Source organism: Pseudomonas sp. P1.8, from assembly GCF_001269805.1.
Lineage (GTDB): Bacteria > Pseudomonadota > Gammaproteobacteria > Pseudomonadales > Pseudomonadaceae > Aquipseudomonas.
Genome location: NZ_LHVM01000007.1, coordinates 539,473 through 556,500, shown reverse-complemented (window position 1 = coordinate 556,500; position 17,028 = coordinate 539,473). Strand labels below are relative to the sequence as shown.

The following is a 17,028-nucleotide window of genomic DNA, read 5'->3' as shown; positions in this document are numbered from 1 at the left end:
GGCTCCCATCATTTATGCATCGGGTCGTTCCAGAACGGCTTGATCGACTCGTTCTCCACATCCGCACGGCTCATGCCGATGTCCTTGAGTGCCTCGTCGCTCAGGCTCGCCAGCAATTCGCGTTCGCGATGCAATTCGTACCAGCGGCTGACCTTGTGCAGCAGATCGGAGATCAGGTGAACCGAATGGTGTTCTGCGCCATGAAACTCATGTTGACCTTTCATCTTGTTGCCCTCCGTTTGGATGGCTCCAGTCTCGCGCCAGGTCTAAGATCAATCCAACGAATGTTTCTGATGTCACATATCTCGGAGATTGATGCATGTCGGCCTACCCGAGTATCGATACCGATGTACTGCGCACCTTCGTCGCCATTGCCGACCAGGGCGGTTTTACCCGCGCCGGTGCACTGGTCAATCGCACCCAGTCGGCGGTGAGCATGCAGATGAAGCGACTGGAAGAGGACGTGCTGCAACGTCAGTTATTCCAGCGTGACGGGCGGCAAGTGCGCCTGACTGCCGAAGGTCAGGTATTGCTCGGGTATGCGCGACGAATCCTCAAGCTGCACAGCGAGGTGTTCAATACGCTGCGCGAACCGGACATGGTCGGCATGGTGCGCATCGGCACGCCGGACGATTATGTGATGCGTTTCCTGCCCGGGATTTTGCGGCAGTTTGCCCAGTCCTATCCGCTGATCCAGATCGAAGTGCACTGCGAATCCTCAAAACAGCTGTTGATGCGGCAGGATCTCGACCTGTCCATCGTCACCCGCGAGCCGGGTAGCGAGATCGGCCAGCTGTTGCGCAAGGAACGGTTTGTCTGGGCCGAAGCACAGTGTTACAGCGCCCATGAACAGACGCCCCTGCCGCTGGCTATGTTCAACAGTGATTGCTTCTGCCGCTTGTGGGCGTGCAATGCGCTCGATGCCCAGGGGCGCGATTACCGCGTCGCGTACAACAGCGACAGCCTGTCGGCGATCATGGCCGTGGTCAGCGCAGGTCTGGCCGTCACCGCACAACTGGAAAGCCTGATCACTGCGGACATGCGCATTCTGGGTGAGGCCGAAGATCTCCCGGTACTGCCAGAGGCCAGCATCATGCTGGTGCGTAACCTGCACAACCCTTCGCCCATTACCGAATGCCTGGCCGAGCACATCATCGAGGGCTTCAAACTTTAAATGCGAGCATCACTGCGCAAAACACCAGGAAGCCGCAAAAAAGACCGCGCAATCGTCGCTCAGGCAACGCGTGGGCAATTTTCACCCCCCAGCTGATGCTCATCAGGCCTCCGATCGCCAAGGGTATGCCAATCAACCAGTCAACCTGGTGGTGCACGGCGTACGTCACCAGTGTGACGCCCGTGCTGGGCAGCGCCAATGCCAGCGACAACCCCTGAGCCACTACCTGACTGGTGCCGAACACACTGGTCAGCACTGGCGTCGCCACTACCGCCCCGCCCACCCCGAACAGACCGCCCATCGCACCGGATGCAGCGCCGAGCACACCCAACCAGGGCCAGGAATAGTTCATCTGCGACGCGTCCGGTGCGCTGGCGGAAAACATTCTCAGCAGGTTGTAGGCCGATAACGCCACCAGGAACGCAACGAAACCGATACGCATGGTTTGGGCATCGATCCCTACCGCCCAGATGGACCCGAGCCAGGCGAAGCAAAAACCCATCGAAGCCAGCGGCAGTGCGTGGCGCAGTACAATACGGTTGCGCTGGTGATAGCGCCACAGCGCCAACATGACGTTGGGCACCACCATTACCAGAGCTGTGCCTTGGGCAATCTGCTGATCGAGGCCGAACAGCACACCCAGCAGCGGGATGGCGATCAATCCCCCGCCGATGCCAAACAGTCCACCGAGCGTGCCCAGGGCTGCGCCAAAAACCAGGTACATCAAAAACTCAATCACAAGCGATTTTCCCTTTGCGTCAGGCCTTTCATCCTACGCAGATGATTCTGGCGCGGAAATAAAAAGCAACCTATCGACTTCGCGATACTCGCCTCAACGCCGGCCAGAACTATCTGGCGCATTAAAGATTTGCCCGCTAGATTCCAAGGATCACTGAAAAAGGTTTCCACATGACCACCGAGCGCATCACACCGGATAACTGCGAGCAGCTGTTGCTGGATAATCAGGTCTGCTTCGCCCTGCATTCCACGTCGTTGATGATGACCAAGGTCTACAAACCGCTGCTGCAGACACTGGGGCTGACTTATCCGCAATACCTGGCAATGATGGTGCTGTGGGAACGGGACGGTTTGACCGTAGGCGAAATAAGCACGCGACTGCTGACCGATCCTGGCTCACTCACTCCGCTGCTCAAACGCCTGGAAGCTGAAGGTTTGCTCAGCCGTACTCGCAGCCGCGAAGATGAACGGGTGGTGAACGTCGAGTTGACCGAGCAGGGTCGCGCCTTGCGGGACAAGGCCCGGGATATTCCCCAGTGCATCCTCGGCGCCAGCGGCCTGACGCTCGAGCGCCTGCAAAAATTGCAAGCCGATCTGCAAGAGCTGCGCAGCCACCTGCAAGACCGCCTGTAATGTTCCAAGTAAAAAAATCCCCTGTGGGAGCGCAGTTGCCCGGGAAGGCGGCCGTCCGAACACCACCAATCTACAAACTGACCACCCTCCCCCAATCCCCGTATAATCGCGCTTTTTTTAGAAAGGCACCCCGCTCGTGGCAGACAAACGGTACAGCTGCATTGGTTTGTATAACCCCAAATCACCGGAGAACGTCGGTTCGGTGATGCGCGCCGCTGGCTGTTATGGCGTGGCCTCGGTGTTTTACACCGGCAAGCGCTATGAACGCGCCGCCGATTTCGTCACCGATACCAAGCGTGTCCACTACGATATCCCGCTGATCGGCATCGACGACCTGAAAAAAATCCTGCCACTGAACTGCGTTCCGGTCGCCGTGGAACTGGTCGATGGCGCCCGTCCGTTGCCGGAGTACACCCACCCCGATCGCGCGCTTTACATCTTCGGTCCGGAAGACGGCTCGCTGGATAAAGAGATTCGCGACTGGTGCGAAGACGTGGTGTACATCCCGACCACGGGTTGCATGAACCTGGCCGCGACGGTCAACGTCGTGCTCTACGACCGCATGGCCAAAGGGCTCAACACCCGCTCGGGACCGAAATTTCGCTGAGTCAACGCATATTCGATGGAACAAGCGGCCCGCCCCGGCAGTCAGCTTTACTATCGAGTCTGAAGCAGCCCTTCCTGCCTGGAGAAAGATCATGAGAGAACTCAAGCGCGTCGAACGAATCGAATCCACCCCATTCCAGACCCCTGTCGATCAGAATGTTCAGGGCTGGGAACGCATCGGTTCTATCGCCGGTGGCGTAGTGATGGTGGGTAAGGGCCTGCGTCGCGGCGGGATCTTCGGGTTGATCCAGGTCGCCATCGGCGGTGTTGCTCTGGCCCGTGGTATTACCGGCCACAGTTCGGCGAAAAGCCTGTTGGAGAAAAGCCGTCAGGACATGAACAACGTGCGGGCGAAAATCCAGCGGGCGGGTGAAGAGCTGAGCCAGTTGAAAGCCAATGCTGAGGCGGCAACCAAAACCGCAACGGTGACGGGCAATGATTCATTGAATTCACCGAAAACCGGCGTTTGATGATTCAAAGCAAAAGCTCGCAGCCTTCGGCGGCTCCTATGGGTGTACGCACCCTGCAGGAGGCGCCGAAGGCTGCGATCTTCTGCTCCCTATTCGAGCAACCCGGTATCGAGGACTTTGGAGGAGTCGCCGATAACACTTTCTGACAGCTCAACAAAGTCCTTGGTATCAACGCTCTCCAGACGCATCGCGCCGCGCAGCACATCATCCAGTGATCGCTTATTGCGAGTCTTCAAGCGAATCTCGCGATCCAGCTCCTGCAACAACAGAACGGCCTTGGCCACCTGCGCCGGGCTGGCCTGCTCACCGCGCAAGGTCGTGACCTTCTGGCTGCTCTTCAGCAGTTTTCCATGCAAGCTGTCGAACCGTTCATCGCTCATGCCACCAGCACGGCGCACCAGTTCAATGGCGTAATACTCGGCAAACCCTTCGCTGATCCAGTCGCTGCGCTGCTTGTCGTTGATCCGCCCCAATACCTGTGCCAACTCCCGCACCAACGCACTGGTGCCGCTTTCGCTGACCAACGGCAGACGGCTGTTCAGGTAGATCGACTCATGTGCCGCCAGACTGCCGCGCCACATAGGATCGCTGGCGCCCACGATCAACAGCTTGTTGGGATGACGAGGAAACACCGCTTGCACTTGCGGCCAGACAAACGTCAACAGCGTCAGCACATCCATCCGGCGCATGCCCTGCCCTTGCGGGGAGCTGACGGTGACCTCGGTTTCGCCCAGTCGAGTGCGACGGCTACCAAGTTGACCAGCGAGCATCCAGCCTGTGGGTCGGTCGAACAGTCGGGACGGATTATCGATACGGAATTTATTTTTGCCGATCCGCGGCCAGGCAGTTTCGACGCTCTTCCAGCCGCCGGGAAGCTCGAGCTCAAGACGTGAAACCAATTCGATACCGTCCTGCTGATCGAGGCGGGCGGCCGGCACCAGATCGTCGCCGCGTATCAATGCCCAGTTCGGTGTCATGCGCGTATCGAAACTGCCGCTCTTGCGACCGTGGCTGATACGAACGCGATAGGTCAGGCTGGCCTTGTCGGCGGCCGGTCGCCAGAGACCGCGCGCCTCCTTGCCTGGGCTCAGCTGCCATTGCCCATCGGCCTTGAAGTCGCTGTAGTGACTGCCGTCGCCGAGGTCGAAATCCAGGCTGCGCACCACCGAACCTCGTGCCAGCGTCAGGCGCACTTCGGCCTGGTCGCTTTGCGGCAACAGGCGCACGTGATAATCCAGATCAACCTTCTGAGCGGCCCACACGGGCGAGCCCAAGAGCAGACATCCAACCGTCAACGCCAGCCGCCATCCCACAGCCATACACACTCCTTCGTGAAACGTCAGATCCGTGGGCGATCAGCCAGCCCTGAAAATCAGATGATCTTCCCAGTCGTCTTCCGACACGCTGCCCTCGGCGAGCATGCGCCCGGACTGGGAGATGCGTTCGTGGTGCACCGCATCGCGATCACCGCACACCAGGTGATGCCACAGCGGCAGGTCCTTGCCTTCACTGACCAGGCGATAGCCGCAGGTCGGCGGCAACCACTTGAACTCGTCGGCCTTGCCCGGCGTGAGCTGGATACAGTCCGGCACCGAATCGCGACGATTCGGGTAATCGCTGCACTGACAGGTTTTCAGGTCCAGCAGTTTGCAGGCGATGCGGGTGTAATAGACACTGTTGTCGTCTTCATCTTCAAGCTTTTGCAGGCAGCACAGGCCACAACCGTCGCACAGCGATTCCCATTCCTCCTGATCGAGTTGATCGAGGGTTTTGCGTATCCAGAACGGTTCTACTTTGGCAGCCATGGTTCGAGCATCGACATCAGATGGTGAAAAGGCCGCCAGTCTAGTGCCCGCAGGCCTTGCGGCCAAGCATTGGCGACTGCCGGTAGAACGTGCTTGTCAGTTTTAGCGCCGCCAAGTAGGGTTTCGCGTCGCTTCCACCTTCAAACGTAGCAAGGAATCTCTTGATGAGTGCTAACCCACGCGTTGCCGAATACGCCATCCACCGACAGTTCACCGATCGCTGGTCGCCCCGCGCCTTCACCGGCGAAGCCATTCCCGAAGAAACCCTGCTGAGCTTCTTCGAAGCTGCACGCTGGGCACCGTCGGCGTACAACTCTCAACCTTGGCGGTTTCTCTACGCGCGTCGCGATACGCCAAACTGGGAGCGTTACCTGGGCCTGCTGAACGAGTTCAATCGCAGCTGGGCACAGCATGCTTCGGCATTGGTGATCGTGATCTCGAAAACCACCTTCGCCGCGCCTGGTGCCAGCGAAGAAACCCCGGCGCTGTGGCATACCTTCGACACAGGTTCCGCCTGGGGTCATCTGGCGCTGCAAGCGAGCATCAGCGGCTGGCACACCCACGGCATGGCCGGTTTCGATCAGGAACTGACCCGCAAAGAACTGAACATTCCTGAAGGTTACGCGCTGCACGCGGCCGTGGCCGTCGGCAAGCTGGGCGACAAGGCCAGCCTGGCGGAGTACCTGCAAGCGCGAGAGGAGCCAAGCCCGCGTCGTCCGTTGAGCGAGTTGGCGGCGGAAGGTGATTTCACCCTCTAAAAGCAAAAGATCGCAGCCTGCGACAGCTCCTACAGGAGCTGTCGCAGGCTGCGATCTTTTTCCTGCGCCTCAATACCCGCGATTGAAATCCACTTCTCCGCGCAACGCCTCGCCCGCCTGATACGCCCGCAGGTTCTCGACAAACAACTGCACCATCATCGATGGCGATGTCGGCGCGGAACTGTGACCGGTCAGCAGCAAGCCCCAGGCAGTCCAGAAAGGATGGCGCTGCGGCAACGGCTCCTGGCGGCACACGTCAATCACTGCCCCCGCCAGATGCCCTTCCTTCAAAGCTTCAACCAGATCCGCATCGACCACCGCCACGCCGCGTCCGACGTTGATGAACAACCCGGTCGCCTTGAATTGCTTGAACAGCGCGGCATCATAAATGTCGTGGGTGTCTGGCGTATTGGGCAGCAGGTTGACCACGAAATCCATTTCACCGACCAGGCGCGGCAGATCCGCCAGCGAACCGACTTCGACAAACGGCGCCTGCTCGCGAGCGCTACTGGCAACACCGTACAACTCGACGCCAAACGGCACGAGAAATTGCGCGACGGTTTGCCCGATATCACCCGTACCGACAATCAACACCTTGCGCCCCGCCAGACTCTGGCCGTGGCGACTGTCCCACTTGCGCTCGACCTGACTGACCAGCCTGGCCAGCACTTCACGCTCGTGCCCGAGCATGTACGTGAGCACATATTCGGCCATGACCTGCCCGAAAATCCCCACCGCGCGGGTCAAACGATAGTGCCGTGGCAAACCGTCGGCCAGCAGCGGCGTGATGCCCGCCCAAGTCGATTGCAGCCATTGTGGCTGATGGCCCTGACGCAACAGCGTCGCCAGCAGATCAGGCTGACCGAGCCAGACCGGGCAATCGACGGCCTGGCTGGCCAATTCAGCAGAATCCCCGCTGGTCAGCACGTCCAGTTCCGGCGCTGCCTCGCGCAACAACCGGGCGTACTCGGGGTGGTCGTGTTCAGCAATCAGAACGCGCATGCTTCAACCTTTCAAAAGCGGTGCGGACAGCCGTCGATAAAGTATCAATCCATCGATGCGGCCATCGCCAAAATCAATCAGTGTTTCACAGTGGCTCTGAACGGAGCCTGTCTGCCGATCACATCGGATCGTTGCGGCGCAACAACTCTTCCGGCAAATGTTCGATGTACTCGTCTTCGGCCGGCGGCATTTGCAGGTGATAACCCTGTTTATCAAGGTTTTCCAGCACGACCGTGATGTCTTCCCGCGACAGCTTGCGCTCTGGGCTCAACACCAGGTCAAAGGCGTGAATGGCTTTGCCGAAGGCGGCCATCAACGTTTCCGGCACGCGCTCCAGGGCATCGCTCTTGAGCACATACAGGTACATTTCGTTTCTTTTGGTACTGCGATAGATCGAGCAAATTCGTTTCAAGGCTGTTCTCCGGCGGTGGCCAGGCTGTCGAGCAGCGCCTGGCCCATCAATTCGCGGCGCCAGCCACGCAGCGAATCAGGCAATTGGTAGGGACCATTGGGGAAGCCGCTCTTGAGCAGCGCTTCCAGGGTTTTCTTGCGCAGCATCAGTTCCGGCGCGATGTTCAGGCGCTCGGCCTCAGCCTGGCCGATGGCTTTCATTTGCTTGAGCAACGCGGCGGCGTCCACCGGCAATGGCTCCGGCACGGCTGGCGGCCATTGATCAGGCGACACACTGCCAGAGCGTTTGATCAGATCAAGCAGAAACTCGCCGTCCTGACGCACGGTACGCGGGTGCATGTCTTCGATTTTCGCCAGTGCGCCAAGGTTGTCCGGCTGGGTGCGCGCCAGCGGCCACAGCGAATGCTCACGGATGATGCGGTTGCGAGGCAGGTCACGGGCGCGGGCTTCCTTCTCGCGCCAGGCACAGAGCTCACGCAATACGACGAGTTGGGCGCGGGACAACTTCCAGGCCAGCTTGGCGTCGCGATAGACCTCGTACGGATCGATTTCGCGGCGCAGGTTGGCCACCAGTTCGGCGCCATCTTCCAGTACCCAGGCATATTTCTCGTCGGAAAGCTTCGGACGCAGCTGTACGAAAACCTCCGCCAGGTGCAGGGCGTCCTCGGCGGCATAGCTGATCTGCGTATCGGAAAGCGGACGTTGCAGCCAGTCGGAACGGGTTTCGCCTTTGGGCAGGTCGATACCGAGCACTTCCTGCACCAACCGCGAGTACCCCATGGAGAAACCCAGGTTCAGGTAAGCGGCAGCCAATTGCGTATCGAACAACGGCACCGGCAGGCTGCCGGTCAGGCGCAGCAAGACTTCGAGGTCTTCGCTACAGGCGTGGACGACCTTGACCACGGCCGGATTTTCCAGCAGCGCGGATAAGGGCTTCCAGTCATTGATGGTCAGCGGATCAATCAGGTAAGCGCGTTGGCCGTCGCCGATCTGCAGCAGGCCGGCAATCGGGTAGAAGGTGTCGACCCGCATGAATTCGGTGTCGAGGGCAACGAAAGGCAGCTGTTGCCACTCGGTGCAAAACCGACCGAGGCTATCGTTGTCGCGAATCCAGTGAATATCGATGGCCACACGGCTCTCCCTTGAAGAATGGCGCGCAGTATATATCGCCCCCGGCGATTTCCGCGCATCCACTGAACAAGAGCATTAGCGAAAATTCATGCCAGACAAAAAGAATAGTCCGACAAAGCTGCGTTAGTTGGGCTTACCGAGCACGTAAATGCGCATTCGCGTGCAACCGGGCAGGAAATCCTGATGGCTGATCAAACGGAACCCGACCTGTCTGAATTCGCTTTCCACCTGGGCTTTGCTCGCCTGCCGCTGGGGCGCCGAGCCCTGAGCACCGGCAGTTTGCGGCATGAATCGAGCGTCGATCCGCACAGCAACGATGACCGTATCGCGACTGACCCTATGAAACTCGCCGAGCATCGCCAAACGATGCTCGGGGCTGACCAAGTGCTGAAACAGTCGCATGCAAAAAATGCTGTCGACCGCGTTTTCCGACAAGCCAATGGTGAATGCAGAACTTTGAAAGGTCTTGACCCGCTTCAACAAACTTTGGGGGTGGTGAGTACGGGCGTGATCGAGAATGTCTTGCGAGGGTGCGGTGGCCAGCACCACCCGATTCGCGTGCTCGGCCAGCACAGGCCAGAAGCGGCCGACATCGCATGTAACGTCGAGGATCAGGCCCGGTTCGCCGGCAATCTTCAGCGCATTGCGAACCAGGCGTTCCTCGCGCCAGAGCGTCAGGCGCCCGGCCAGGCCTGGGGATTGCGGCTGGAGGCAGACGCGCGCGTGCTCCTGAACGTAGCGCCGAGTGATCTCGAGCTCTATGGCGGATGGGGGTTGAGCGGACATGTGCAATGACTCTTGGTGAACGATCTACAGGCTTGCGGCCATTGAGTGAAACGCCAACGCTGCCCTCAATCTTTGGCCAGCACGCCATCGATCACTGCGCTTCGACACCCGGCAAACATGTCCAGGTCCTGGTTGTAGACCTTGCTGTTGACCTCCAGCAGACCCAACATCGAATGGAACAAATTATCCTGGCTCAAGGGTTTTTCGCGACTCAGCTGCAGGCAATGAGTGTCCACCGAGAACGACTTTTGATAGCTGTCGGAGAACCAGGCCAGCATCGCCACACGCTTCTGTTGCTCTGGCGCCAACATGTAAGGCGTACCATGGAGGAACAGGTTGTATTCCCCCAGGGATTCACCATGGTCCGACAGATACAGCATGGCGGTATCAACCTTGTCCTGGTTCTTGCGCAGTAAATCGATCAGGGTCGACAACACATGATCGGTATACACCAACGTGTTGTCATAACCGTTGATGATGCTTTCGCGACTGCAATTGTTCAGTGCATTGCTTTCGCAGACCGGGGTAAAGCGTTCATATTCTTTCGGATAGCGCTTGAAGTACTCCGGACCGTGACTGCCCATCTGGTGCAATACCAGTACCGTGTCCTTATCCAGAGTATCGATAAAGTGCTGCAGTCCCTGCAGCAGGATTTCGTCGCGGCATTCACTGTTGGCGCACAGGCCCGGGTCTTTCAGATTACTCACATCCTGAAGGGTGACGCGATCGCAGGTGCCTTTGCAGCCTGACTGATTGTCACGCCAGATTACCTCCAGTCCGGCACGCTTGAGCACATCCAGCAAACCTTCTTCATTCTTTGCCTTGCTCGCGTTGTAATCCTTGCGACCCATATTGGAAAACATGCAAGGCACCGATACAGCGGTTTCAGTGCCACACGAGGTCACATCGGTAAACGCTATCAGGCCGCGTTCCTTATCGAGCTTTGGCGTGGTATCACGGTCATAGCCGAGGACGCCGAAATTCTCCGCGCGCGCACTTTCTCCCACCACCAGTACCGTCAGGGATTTACGACCATGAGTTTGCCAACTCGAATTTAACTGCGCATCCTCGCCAACTTTGACAAACGGCTGCTGCGCTGACACCAGCTGCTCACCCAGATACCTGGCCGTCGCGCCGATGTAATTGCTCGGCACCACCATCAAACGCAATTCATGGTGATTTCGAAACAGTGAAGACAGGCCTTGATAGTTAATCAATGCGACACCACCGATAACCGCTGCGCACGCCAGCGACACTAAAGCTTTGCTCAGCAACTCGCGGTGCCAGCGACGATATGCAATCGGAAGTTTCCACAACAATAACGACGGCAGGACACCCAGCAGAAGAATATAGATAAACAACTTGATCGACAGCAAACCACGCACTTCAGTGACATTGGTTTCTGCAAAGTTACGCAACATGCCGGCGTCCAGCAAAACACCGTATTGGCCCATGAAATACGCCACACTTGCACTGACCAGGAAGAGCAGTGTGAGAACGGGTTTAAGCAGCGATCGAAAAGCCATCAGCGTCAACAAAATATTGAACGCCGCGAAGATCATCAACCCGAATGCCACGCGCAGGACGATGCCTTTGCCATCTGACGCGGTGATTTCGAAAAGATGTTGCCAGAGAACAAAATTGAAGCCCATTAATAAAAAGGCACTGGCAATCAGTGTCACCCATTCCGGGCGCACGGCTTTAATCTTCAACATGATGTTTGACTATTCCTAAAAAGAGCGCCTGCGGTAAATGTGAAAATTTCATTAACCGAGACAGCACTAACTTTAAGCAGCCAACCATCAATTTTTTGTGAAAAATAAGCCAACGATTAGTTGCCGACTGATATCGAGCTTAACTTCCATACCATTTGAGAATGGTTCAGCTTTTGTTCAGGAATTACTTAAATAAGCACGCTCAACTGCTCATCAACTGCCGTCCAAATGCATGACCCACCCACGATCCGCACCAGCGCTATTTAATTTCTGGATTTCATTCTGCACATTCTGATTTGCAGCCTCCCGATCTTGCGCGCCTAATCGAACTTCATTTCACCCACGCCAATCTCCCCCACTGACTCGGAATGCCTCCATGAAAACCACCGGCTTCGCCGCCGCCCACCTCGGCATGCTGCTTTGGGCCTTGTTGGTCGCCGCATCATTTTCCGCGGCAGCACAGGTCAGCCAGGTCATAGACCCGGTCCTGCTGACCGGATTACGACTGCTGTTTTGCGCGGCGGCGTTTCTGCCGTTGCTACTGGTTAAAGGCGATACAGGCGTGACTATTCGCGGACTGCTTGAGCATGGCGTCCTCGGATTGCTGTTGGCGATGTACTTCGGGTCGCTGTTCGAGGCTCTGCGCTATACCTCGGCGGTCAACACCGGGACCGTGTTCACGCTGGTGCCATTACTGACCCTGTTTTTCGAGTCCGTGCTGACACCTGACAGCAGCCTGAAACAACGAATATTGCCCATGCTGACTGCCGCTACAGGCGCTGTTCTGCTGATCATGAAGGGAAGTGGGCCCGACGAACCGCCATCGTTTTACGCACTCTCGGTGTTTGGTGTCGGTTGTCTGGCAATGGCACTTTACGCGCCACTGAGCCAGCGTTTTAAAGCTGGCAGCCTGAAGGGTCGCAGCCCGGTGGCAATGACGTTCTGGAACATGTTGTTCGGCGCATTGTTTCTGCTGGTGTTCTGCGGATTCAGCGGCGGCTGGCGCTCAGCGTCGATGCTGACTGCCCACGACTTTTTCTGGCTGATTTATCTGGCGTTGTTTGCGACGCTGGCGACTTTCTGGCTGCTGCATCGTGCTATCGGTGAGATCGCACCCTCCTCAGTGATTTCGTACATTTACCTGAGCACGCTGTTCATCACGATGTATCACTGGCTGTTGGGGCGTCAGTTGCCACTGCCATGGGAGGTTGCCGGGGCCGCTTTGGTGGCCATCGGTATGTTGGCCCTGTTGAGATCCAGCCGCCGATCCGTACCGGTCACGGTACAAGGCTGACGCGAGCCTGCATGAAAAGTCCCACAAGGCATTCTCCTGATTCCTCTGCTCCGCTAGGATCACTCACATACCTTGCGCACGTTCTGCGCCAGTAGCTCTGCGAGACAGAAAGGATGCTGAACAGCAATTTGCTCAGAAAGCTCGACATGCAGGACCTCATGGTGTTCGTCGCCGTGTTCGAGCGAAACAACGTCACCGATGTCTCCGAGAGGCTTTGCGTCAGCCAGTCCACGGTGAGTTACTGCCTGAAAAAACTGCGCAACTGCTTCGATGACGAACTGTTCATCAATACCCGCTCAGGCATGCAGCCAACTGACAAGGCAGGCACGATGTACCCTCACATCCTGAGGATCCTCGACAGCATCAACCTGTGTCACGCCGGCTCACCGACGTTCGACCCGACCTTGCGCTCAGTGACCTTCAACCTCTGCGCACCGGAATACTTCGAACAGCTAATCCTGCCGCGCTTGTTGAAACGCTTTGCTCTCGCCGAGCTTCCGGTGACGGTCAACATGCACAAGCTCGACGCCGACATTCCTGTCGACGCCTTGCGCGATGGCCGTCTTGACCTGGTGATTTGCTTCGGCCCGAATTTTCATCGCAACCACGCCGACCTCAAATCGCGCACGCTGCTTGAAGACGATCTGGTGTGTGTATTCGATAAACGCGCTACACCGCTGGAGCATTTAAACCTGCAAGCGTACGTTGAACGCCGGCATGTATTTCCGACACCCTGGACCTCCACCACCAACATGGTCGATGGCTGGCTCGCACAACAGGGACAAAGACGCCAGATCGTCGCGCGCGCCAACAGTTACAGCGCGGCGCTGAAGATGATCGCCAGTACTGACTTCATCCTGACCCTGCCTCGGCGCATTCAGCAATTGCTCGCCACCGACGCGGCGTTCAATCATTGCGAAGCACCCGATGGCTTGCCCGGGTTCAGCCTCGATATGCAATGGCGTCAAAACCTAGATCAGGACGACGCCAACAGATGGCTTCGCGAACAAGTGATCCAGGCCTGCACAGAACAGGAAATTGCCTGAGATTCAGTTGTTGATGGCCGTCTTGCTGTAGGACTCGCGATCGATGTCGAGGATTTCCACACACAACTGGACTTCGACACCCGCCGGCCATTCACACAACTCCTGCACCACAGCCAATAAACTTTGCGACAATTGCTGCTTGATCTGCGCGGAACGACCGCTCAACAACGCCAGTTTCACATGCACGAACGCCCGTTCTGTCAACGCCGTACCGACCTTGAATGTCTCGACCTTCACTGCACGGCTCTTGATGTCGATTTCGGCGCCGAACTGACCGGACCCCACCAGCGTATTGTTCAGCCGCATCAACGCTACGTCGGCATTCAGTTCAGGTAAATTGGCGGTGTATTCCATGTGCAGGTGAGGCATGGCATTGATCCTGATAGTGGGGGGGGGAAAGATCCTACATATATCACGGCGACGCCCTGCTCACTCAGGCAGCGGCAACACAGCTCGCTCACTCATGAACCCTTCCAGACGCGAACGCAACCAGCGCTCGGCAGGGTCGGTATCGACATGACTGAGCCAGACCATGGACAGGTCCAGGGTCGGCGTCTTGAACGGAAACGGCTCCTTGAACAAATGCCCGGATACGGCCATCGCCTCAGCGGTGTAGTCCGGCAGACTGGCAATCAGATCGGTCCCGGCCAGCAGGGCCGGCAACGAACTGTATTGCGGAACGGAGAGTACCACCTGTCGCGTACGACCAATCTCCGCCAGCCACTCATCGGCGTAGCCACTGACGTTGGCGGTATGGGAGACCAGCACATGGGGGCGTGAGCAATACTCATCCAGAGTCAGCGGCGTGTCGGAGGCGTCGGCCCGTAAAATGCTGGGCTGGATGTGACGCAACAACTTGCGCTTGGCATTGGCCGGCAGGCCGCGGGTCTGGCTGATACCCACCGTGATATCGCCGGACGCCAACAGGTCGGGAATCCGCCAGTAATCGACATGCTGCACCACAAACACCACGCTGGGTGCCTCCTGGCGCAACGCACGCAGCAAGGGCGGCAACAGGCCAAATTCGACGTCGTCGGACAGCCCGATACGAAAGGTCATGGTGCTGCTGGAAGGATCGAAATCATGGGTAAGGCTCAAAGCCACTGACAGCGAATCCAGCGCCGGAGACAGATGCCGGATGATCTCCTCGGCTCGCGCCGTTGGCTCCATGCGACGTCCAACCCGAATAAACAGTGGATCATTGAACATCGCCCGCAGACGGTTGAGCGCAGAGCTGATGGTCGGTTGACCCAAAAACAGCTTTTCCGCTACGCGAGTAACGTTGCGCTCAAGCATCAGCGTTTCGAACACCACCATCAGGTTGATATCGGCCTTGCGTAGCTCGTTGCGATTCATCCATTGCCCCCCTCAATCCCTAAGTCTGCTGACAGTTTAGGTAGTGGACACAACAGGCGTCTATTCACAACCCTGAGATCTGTTGAAGCGAAGCTGCTCTGAGCGAGCAGCTTCACCACACACCATCAGACTCCTTGGTTGGCGTCTGATCATGCGTACCCTTGATCAAACTGATGGCGTGCACGCAATCACCTTTTTCTCGTAAGCCTCGCCACTGGCTACCGTTTCATGATTGCCCGCCCTCAAGCGCCAGCGCCACTGCCCCTTGCCAGTCTGTAGAGTCCCTCGGGTCTGCCTGTAGATCTCAAAATACATCGTTCGCTCCTTGCGATGGCTGGTAACTGCAGATCAGTGATCCACTACCCACTTTAAGCGATCTCCTGGATTGATAATCCCGGTCAAATAAATTGCCGAACTGTAAACCGGCATAATAAACACAGTCCCGACTGCCGTAACAACCAGCAAAAACATGGCAGCCGGGCCATCACCTCCGGCGTCATAGCCCTGGCTATGCCAAAAAAATGTCACCCACGGAATCAAAGTAACCACGTTAAATAGCAAAATAGAGGCAATGAAGCCTTTCTCAATTAAACGCTTTTCCGTTCCGGGCATTATTCTCTCGATCAAATTAAGAATATAACTTTCTAGATCACCTTCGAATGGAGATCGCTAGCTCTCCCTGAATGATCACCTGATAAGGCTTACCTTTTATTAATGTTATCCAAGAGCTTAGCACCAGCAGTGGCGATCTCTCCAATTTCAGAGCGGTGGGTGCTTGGATTGAAATCATACGTATCGTGATATGCCCGCGCAACTCCATCAAAAGATACACGACCATCGTGACCCTTATGCACTGTGCTCTCAATCTTAAGAGTGATATGGCCCAGCCATGCCCACGTAATGTAGGAGTCCTGACGAGTATTGTAAGACACGCTCGGCAGGCTAACAGGCGGGGTCCCAACTATTGCGGAAGCGAAAGCACTTTCTAGCGCAGGAATTTTGGTAACCGATAAATTAAGCCCTAAACGACTTAGGTGGGTAGCTACATCCACTCCACTTCCTTCAAGATAATGAGACCATGCCGCGAATTTAGAATCCCTCCTGATAATTCACGAGCCTCAGAATTTTTTCTCTTATAGCCCCATCCATATATTGCCTCCCGCACTGCTTCGGCTGAGAGCGCGCAAGGATTAAGGCTCATGTATTTGTCAGCAATTGGAACTTTAACCAGATCAAACTCCTACTCTGCAGTCGGAATATAACGCCATCCATTCTGGATCTGCCTATTCACTCCTCCATATGCTTTATCATCATCTCTCTCCAATACACTTCGGCATACAGTTGTAGACGACGAGATGCTGCGAAGCTACGACAGCCGCTGGATTAGGCATTGGGGGAGCAAGGCCAAGTGTAGATGAGGAAAAGGCAGGTGCAACCGCATTAATATTGAGTGCCGGCAAAGAAATACCATTAGCCATAAACTCTCCATGGTTTTGAATAAATGGTTGGCCCGCCAATCATTGACGAGTTGAAGCAAGGTAATCATTCAGATCGATACACCGCAATACGAAACAGCGCAGGAAGATGCAGGACACCTCCTAAAAAATTGCAGTTAACTTACAACCTTTAACGAGTCAGACTCGACAACTTCGACCAACGCGAAATCTACTTAGCGGTTACTTGAGCACTGAAAAACACGAAATATGCAGCCCATATATGCTGTCAATATAAAGCATTCTGAAATCAGCATCGATCTCAGGAGGTTCACCTCACCATATACAACACAAAAAAGTAGCAACATTTAGACTGCGAACACTGCAGCACGCATTCAAGAGCTGGTGTGCAGGAGATGCTGAAAGGAATGACGATATGCTCGATTAAAGCGGCGGCCTCAGCCCCACTCAAAAAATGGTGCCTAACATGAAATCCATGCGGGACTAGTTGCCCAGCTCAGAAAAAATCGTTCATCCAAGCAGCAAGACGACTAAAAAACGCCACAAATTAAAAGGCCCCGTAACTTTTCAGTTACGGGGCCTTTTCTATATAATGGCGGAGAGGAAGGCACCCACTTTAGTATTTCTAGAAGTCCATAGAAGTTTAATG

20 protein-coding genes and 1 pseudogene are annotated in these 17,028 nt (G+C 56.4%); 7 read left to right on the top strand and 14 right to left on the bottom strand.

Going from position 1 to position 17,028, the window contains the following annotated elements; all coding sequences use genetic code 11:
- Positions 1 to 8: 8 nt before the first annotated feature.
- Complete coding sequence (locus AD668_RS06405; protein ID WP_053155833.1) at positions 9 to 224, bottom strand: DUF1127 domain-containing protein; 216 nt, start codon at positions 222 to 224, stop codon at positions 9 to 11.
- Positions 225 to 319: 95 nt separating this feature from the next.
- Between AD668_RS06405 and AD668_RS06400 the strand changes: the two genes are divergently transcribed.
- The gene (locus AD668_RS06400; RefSeq protein ID WP_053155830.1) at positions 320 to 1,174 is read left to right on the top strand and encodes a LysR substrate-binding domain-containing protein; all 855 of its coding nucleotides are present in this window, start codon (positions 320 to 322) and stop codon (positions 1,172 to 1,174) included.
- On the opposite strand, the gene AD668_RS06395 is transcribed toward AD668_RS06400, so the two are convergent.
- On the bottom strand, positions 1,164 to 1,898 hold the full coding sequence (locus AD668_RS06395) for a sulfite exporter TauE/SafE family protein (protein ID WP_256220575.1): 735 nt from the start codon (positions 1,896 to 1,898) through the stop codon (positions 1,164 to 1,166). The two genes, AD668_RS06400 and AD668_RS06395, sit on opposite strands and share 11 nt — an antisense overlap.
- A gap of 185 nt (positions 1,899 to 2,083) precedes the next feature.
- Here AD668_RS06395 and AD668_RS06390 point away from each other — a divergent pair, with 185 nt between their 5' ends.
- The 3 genes from AD668_RS06390 (at position 2,084) to AD668_RS06380 (ending at position 3,621) form a co-directional block, all read left to right on the top strand.
- Entirely contained in the window at positions 2,084 to 2,545 is a 462-nt protein-coding gene (locus tag AD668_RS06390) for a MarR family winged helix-turn-helix transcriptional regulator (RefSeq protein ID WP_053155824.1), read from the top strand.
- 136 nt (positions 2,546 to 2,681) lie between these two features.
- A complete protein-coding gene (locus AD668_RS06385) occupies positions 2,682 to 3,152 on the top strand; it encodes an RNA methyltransferase (protein WP_046816778.1) in 471 nt (156 codons plus the stop codon).
- 91 nt (positions 3,153 to 3,243) lie between these two features.
- Positions 3,244 to 3,621: a DUF2892 domain-containing protein gene (locus AD668_RS06380; RefSeq protein ID WP_053155821.1), complete on the top strand. Its 378-nt coding sequence runs from the start codon at positions 3,244 to 3,246 to the stop codon at positions 3,619 to 3,621.
- A gap of 89 nt (positions 3,622 to 3,710) precedes the next feature.
- Here AD668_RS06380 and AD668_RS06375 read toward each other — a convergent pair whose 3' ends face one another.
- Positions 3,711 to 4,940 carry a hypothetical protein gene (locus tag AD668_RS06375; protein ID WP_053155818.1) on the bottom strand — a complete coding sequence of 410 codons (1,230 nt, stop codon included), beginning with the start codon at positions 4,938 to 4,940 and terminating at the stop codon, positions 3,711 to 3,713.
- Positions 4,941 to 4,976: 36 nt separating this feature from the next.
- Positions 4,977 to 5,426 (bottom strand): YcgN family cysteine cluster protein, encoded by a 450-nt coding sequence (locus tag AD668_RS06370; protein WP_053155815.1) that lies wholly within the window; start codon positions 5,424 to 5,426, stop codon positions 4,977 to 4,979.
- Between the two features lie 164 nt (positions 5,427 to 5,590).
- On the opposite strand from AD668_RS06370, the gene AD668_RS06365 reads away from it, so the two are divergent.
- Positions 5,591 to 6,184, top strand: a complete 594-nt coding sequence (locus AD668_RS06365) for a nitroreductase family protein (RefSeq protein WP_053155811.1) — start codon at positions 5,591 to 5,593, stop codon at positions 6,182 to 6,184.
- Between the two features lie 69 nt (positions 6,185 to 6,253).
- Here the strand turns inward: AD668_RS06365 and AD668_RS06360 are convergent, their stop codons facing one another.
- The 5 genes from AD668_RS06360 to AD668_RS06340 all read right to left on the bottom strand — a co-directional run bounded on the left by AD668_RS06360 (position 6,254) and on the right by AD668_RS06340 (position 11,229).
- On the bottom strand, positions 6,254 to 7,186 hold the full coding sequence (locus AD668_RS06360; RefSeq protein WP_053155808.1) for a D-2-hydroxyacid dehydrogenase: 933 nt from the start codon (positions 7,184 to 7,186) through the stop codon (positions 6,254 to 6,256).
- 118 nt (positions 7,187 to 7,304) lie between these two features.
- Entirely contained in the window at positions 7,305 to 7,598 is a 294-nt protein-coding gene (locus tag AD668_RS06355) for a YcgL domain-containing protein (protein WP_053155806.1), read from the bottom strand.
- Positions 7,595 to 8,728, bottom strand: a complete 1,134-nt coding sequence (gene rnd / locus AD668_RS06350) for a ribonuclease D (protein WP_053155803.1) — start codon at positions 8,726 to 8,728, stop codon at positions 7,595 to 7,597. The genes AD668_RS06355 and rnd overlap by 4 nt, the downstream gene beginning before the upstream one ends.
- Before the next feature lie 123 nt (positions 8,729 to 8,851).
- On the bottom strand, positions 8,852 to 9,514 hold the full coding sequence (locus AD668_RS06345) for a class I SAM-dependent methyltransferase (protein WP_053155800.1): 663 nt from the start codon (positions 9,512 to 9,514) through the stop codon (positions 8,852 to 8,854).
- Between the two features lie 65 nt (positions 9,515 to 9,579).
- Positions 9,580 to 11,229: a phosphoethanolamine transferase gene (locus tag AD668_RS06340; RefSeq protein WP_053155797.1), complete on the bottom strand. Its 1,650-nt coding sequence runs from the start codon at positions 11,227 to 11,229 to the stop codon at positions 9,580 to 9,582.
- A gap of 376 nt (positions 11,230 to 11,605) precedes the next feature.
- Between AD668_RS06340 and AD668_RS06335 the strand changes: the two genes are divergently transcribed.
- Together AD668_RS06335 and AD668_RS06330 are read left to right on the top strand one after the other, a co-directional pair.
- The gene (locus tag AD668_RS06335) at positions 11,606 to 12,523 is read left to right on the top strand and encodes a DMT family transporter (RefSeq protein WP_053155794.1); all 918 of its coding nucleotides are present in this window, start codon (positions 11,606 to 11,608) and stop codon (positions 12,521 to 12,523) included.
- A gap of 113 nt (positions 12,524 to 12,636) precedes the next feature.
- The gene (locus AD668_RS06330; RefSeq protein WP_053155791.1) at positions 12,637 to 13,569 is read left to right on the top strand and encodes a LysR family transcriptional regulator; all 933 of its coding nucleotides are present in this window, start codon (positions 12,637 to 12,639) and stop codon (positions 13,567 to 13,569) included.
- Between the two features lie 3 nt (positions 13,570 to 13,572).
- Here the strand turns inward: AD668_RS06330 and AD668_RS06325 are convergent, their stop codons facing one another.
- The 5 genes and pseudogenes from AD668_RS06325 to AD668_RS30290 form a co-directional block, all read right to left on the bottom strand.
- On the bottom strand, positions 13,573 to 13,938 hold the full coding sequence (locus tag AD668_RS06325) for a 5-carboxymethyl-2-hydroxymuconate Delta-isomerase (RefSeq protein ID WP_053155789.1): 366 nt from the start codon (positions 13,936 to 13,938) through the stop codon (positions 13,573 to 13,575).
- Positions 13,939 to 13,998: 60 nt separating this feature from the next.
- Positions 13,999 to 14,925, bottom strand: a complete 927-nt coding sequence (locus AD668_RS06320; RefSeq protein ID WP_053155786.1) for a LysR substrate-binding domain-containing protein — start codon at positions 14,923 to 14,925, stop codon at positions 13,999 to 14,001.
- 112 nt (positions 14,926 to 15,037) lie between these two features.
- Positions 15,038 to 15,240 (bottom strand): annotated as a pseudogene (locus tag AD668_RS06315) (YegP family protein).
- Between the two features lie 33 nt (positions 15,241 to 15,273).
- The gene (locus AD668_RS06310) at positions 15,274 to 15,537 is read right to left on the bottom strand and encodes a hypothetical protein (protein WP_053155785.1); all 264 of its coding nucleotides are present in this window, start codon (positions 15,535 to 15,537) and stop codon (positions 15,274 to 15,276) included.
- An 89-nt stretch (positions 15,538 to 15,626) separates the two neighbouring features.
- The gene (locus AD668_RS30290; RefSeq protein WP_371259764.1) at positions 15,627 to 16,031 is read right to left on the bottom strand and encodes a lipid II-degrading bacteriocin; all 405 of its coding nucleotides are present in this window, start codon (positions 16,029 to 16,031) and stop codon (positions 15,627 to 15,629) included.
- Positions 16,032 to 17,028: the final 997 nt, after the last annotated feature.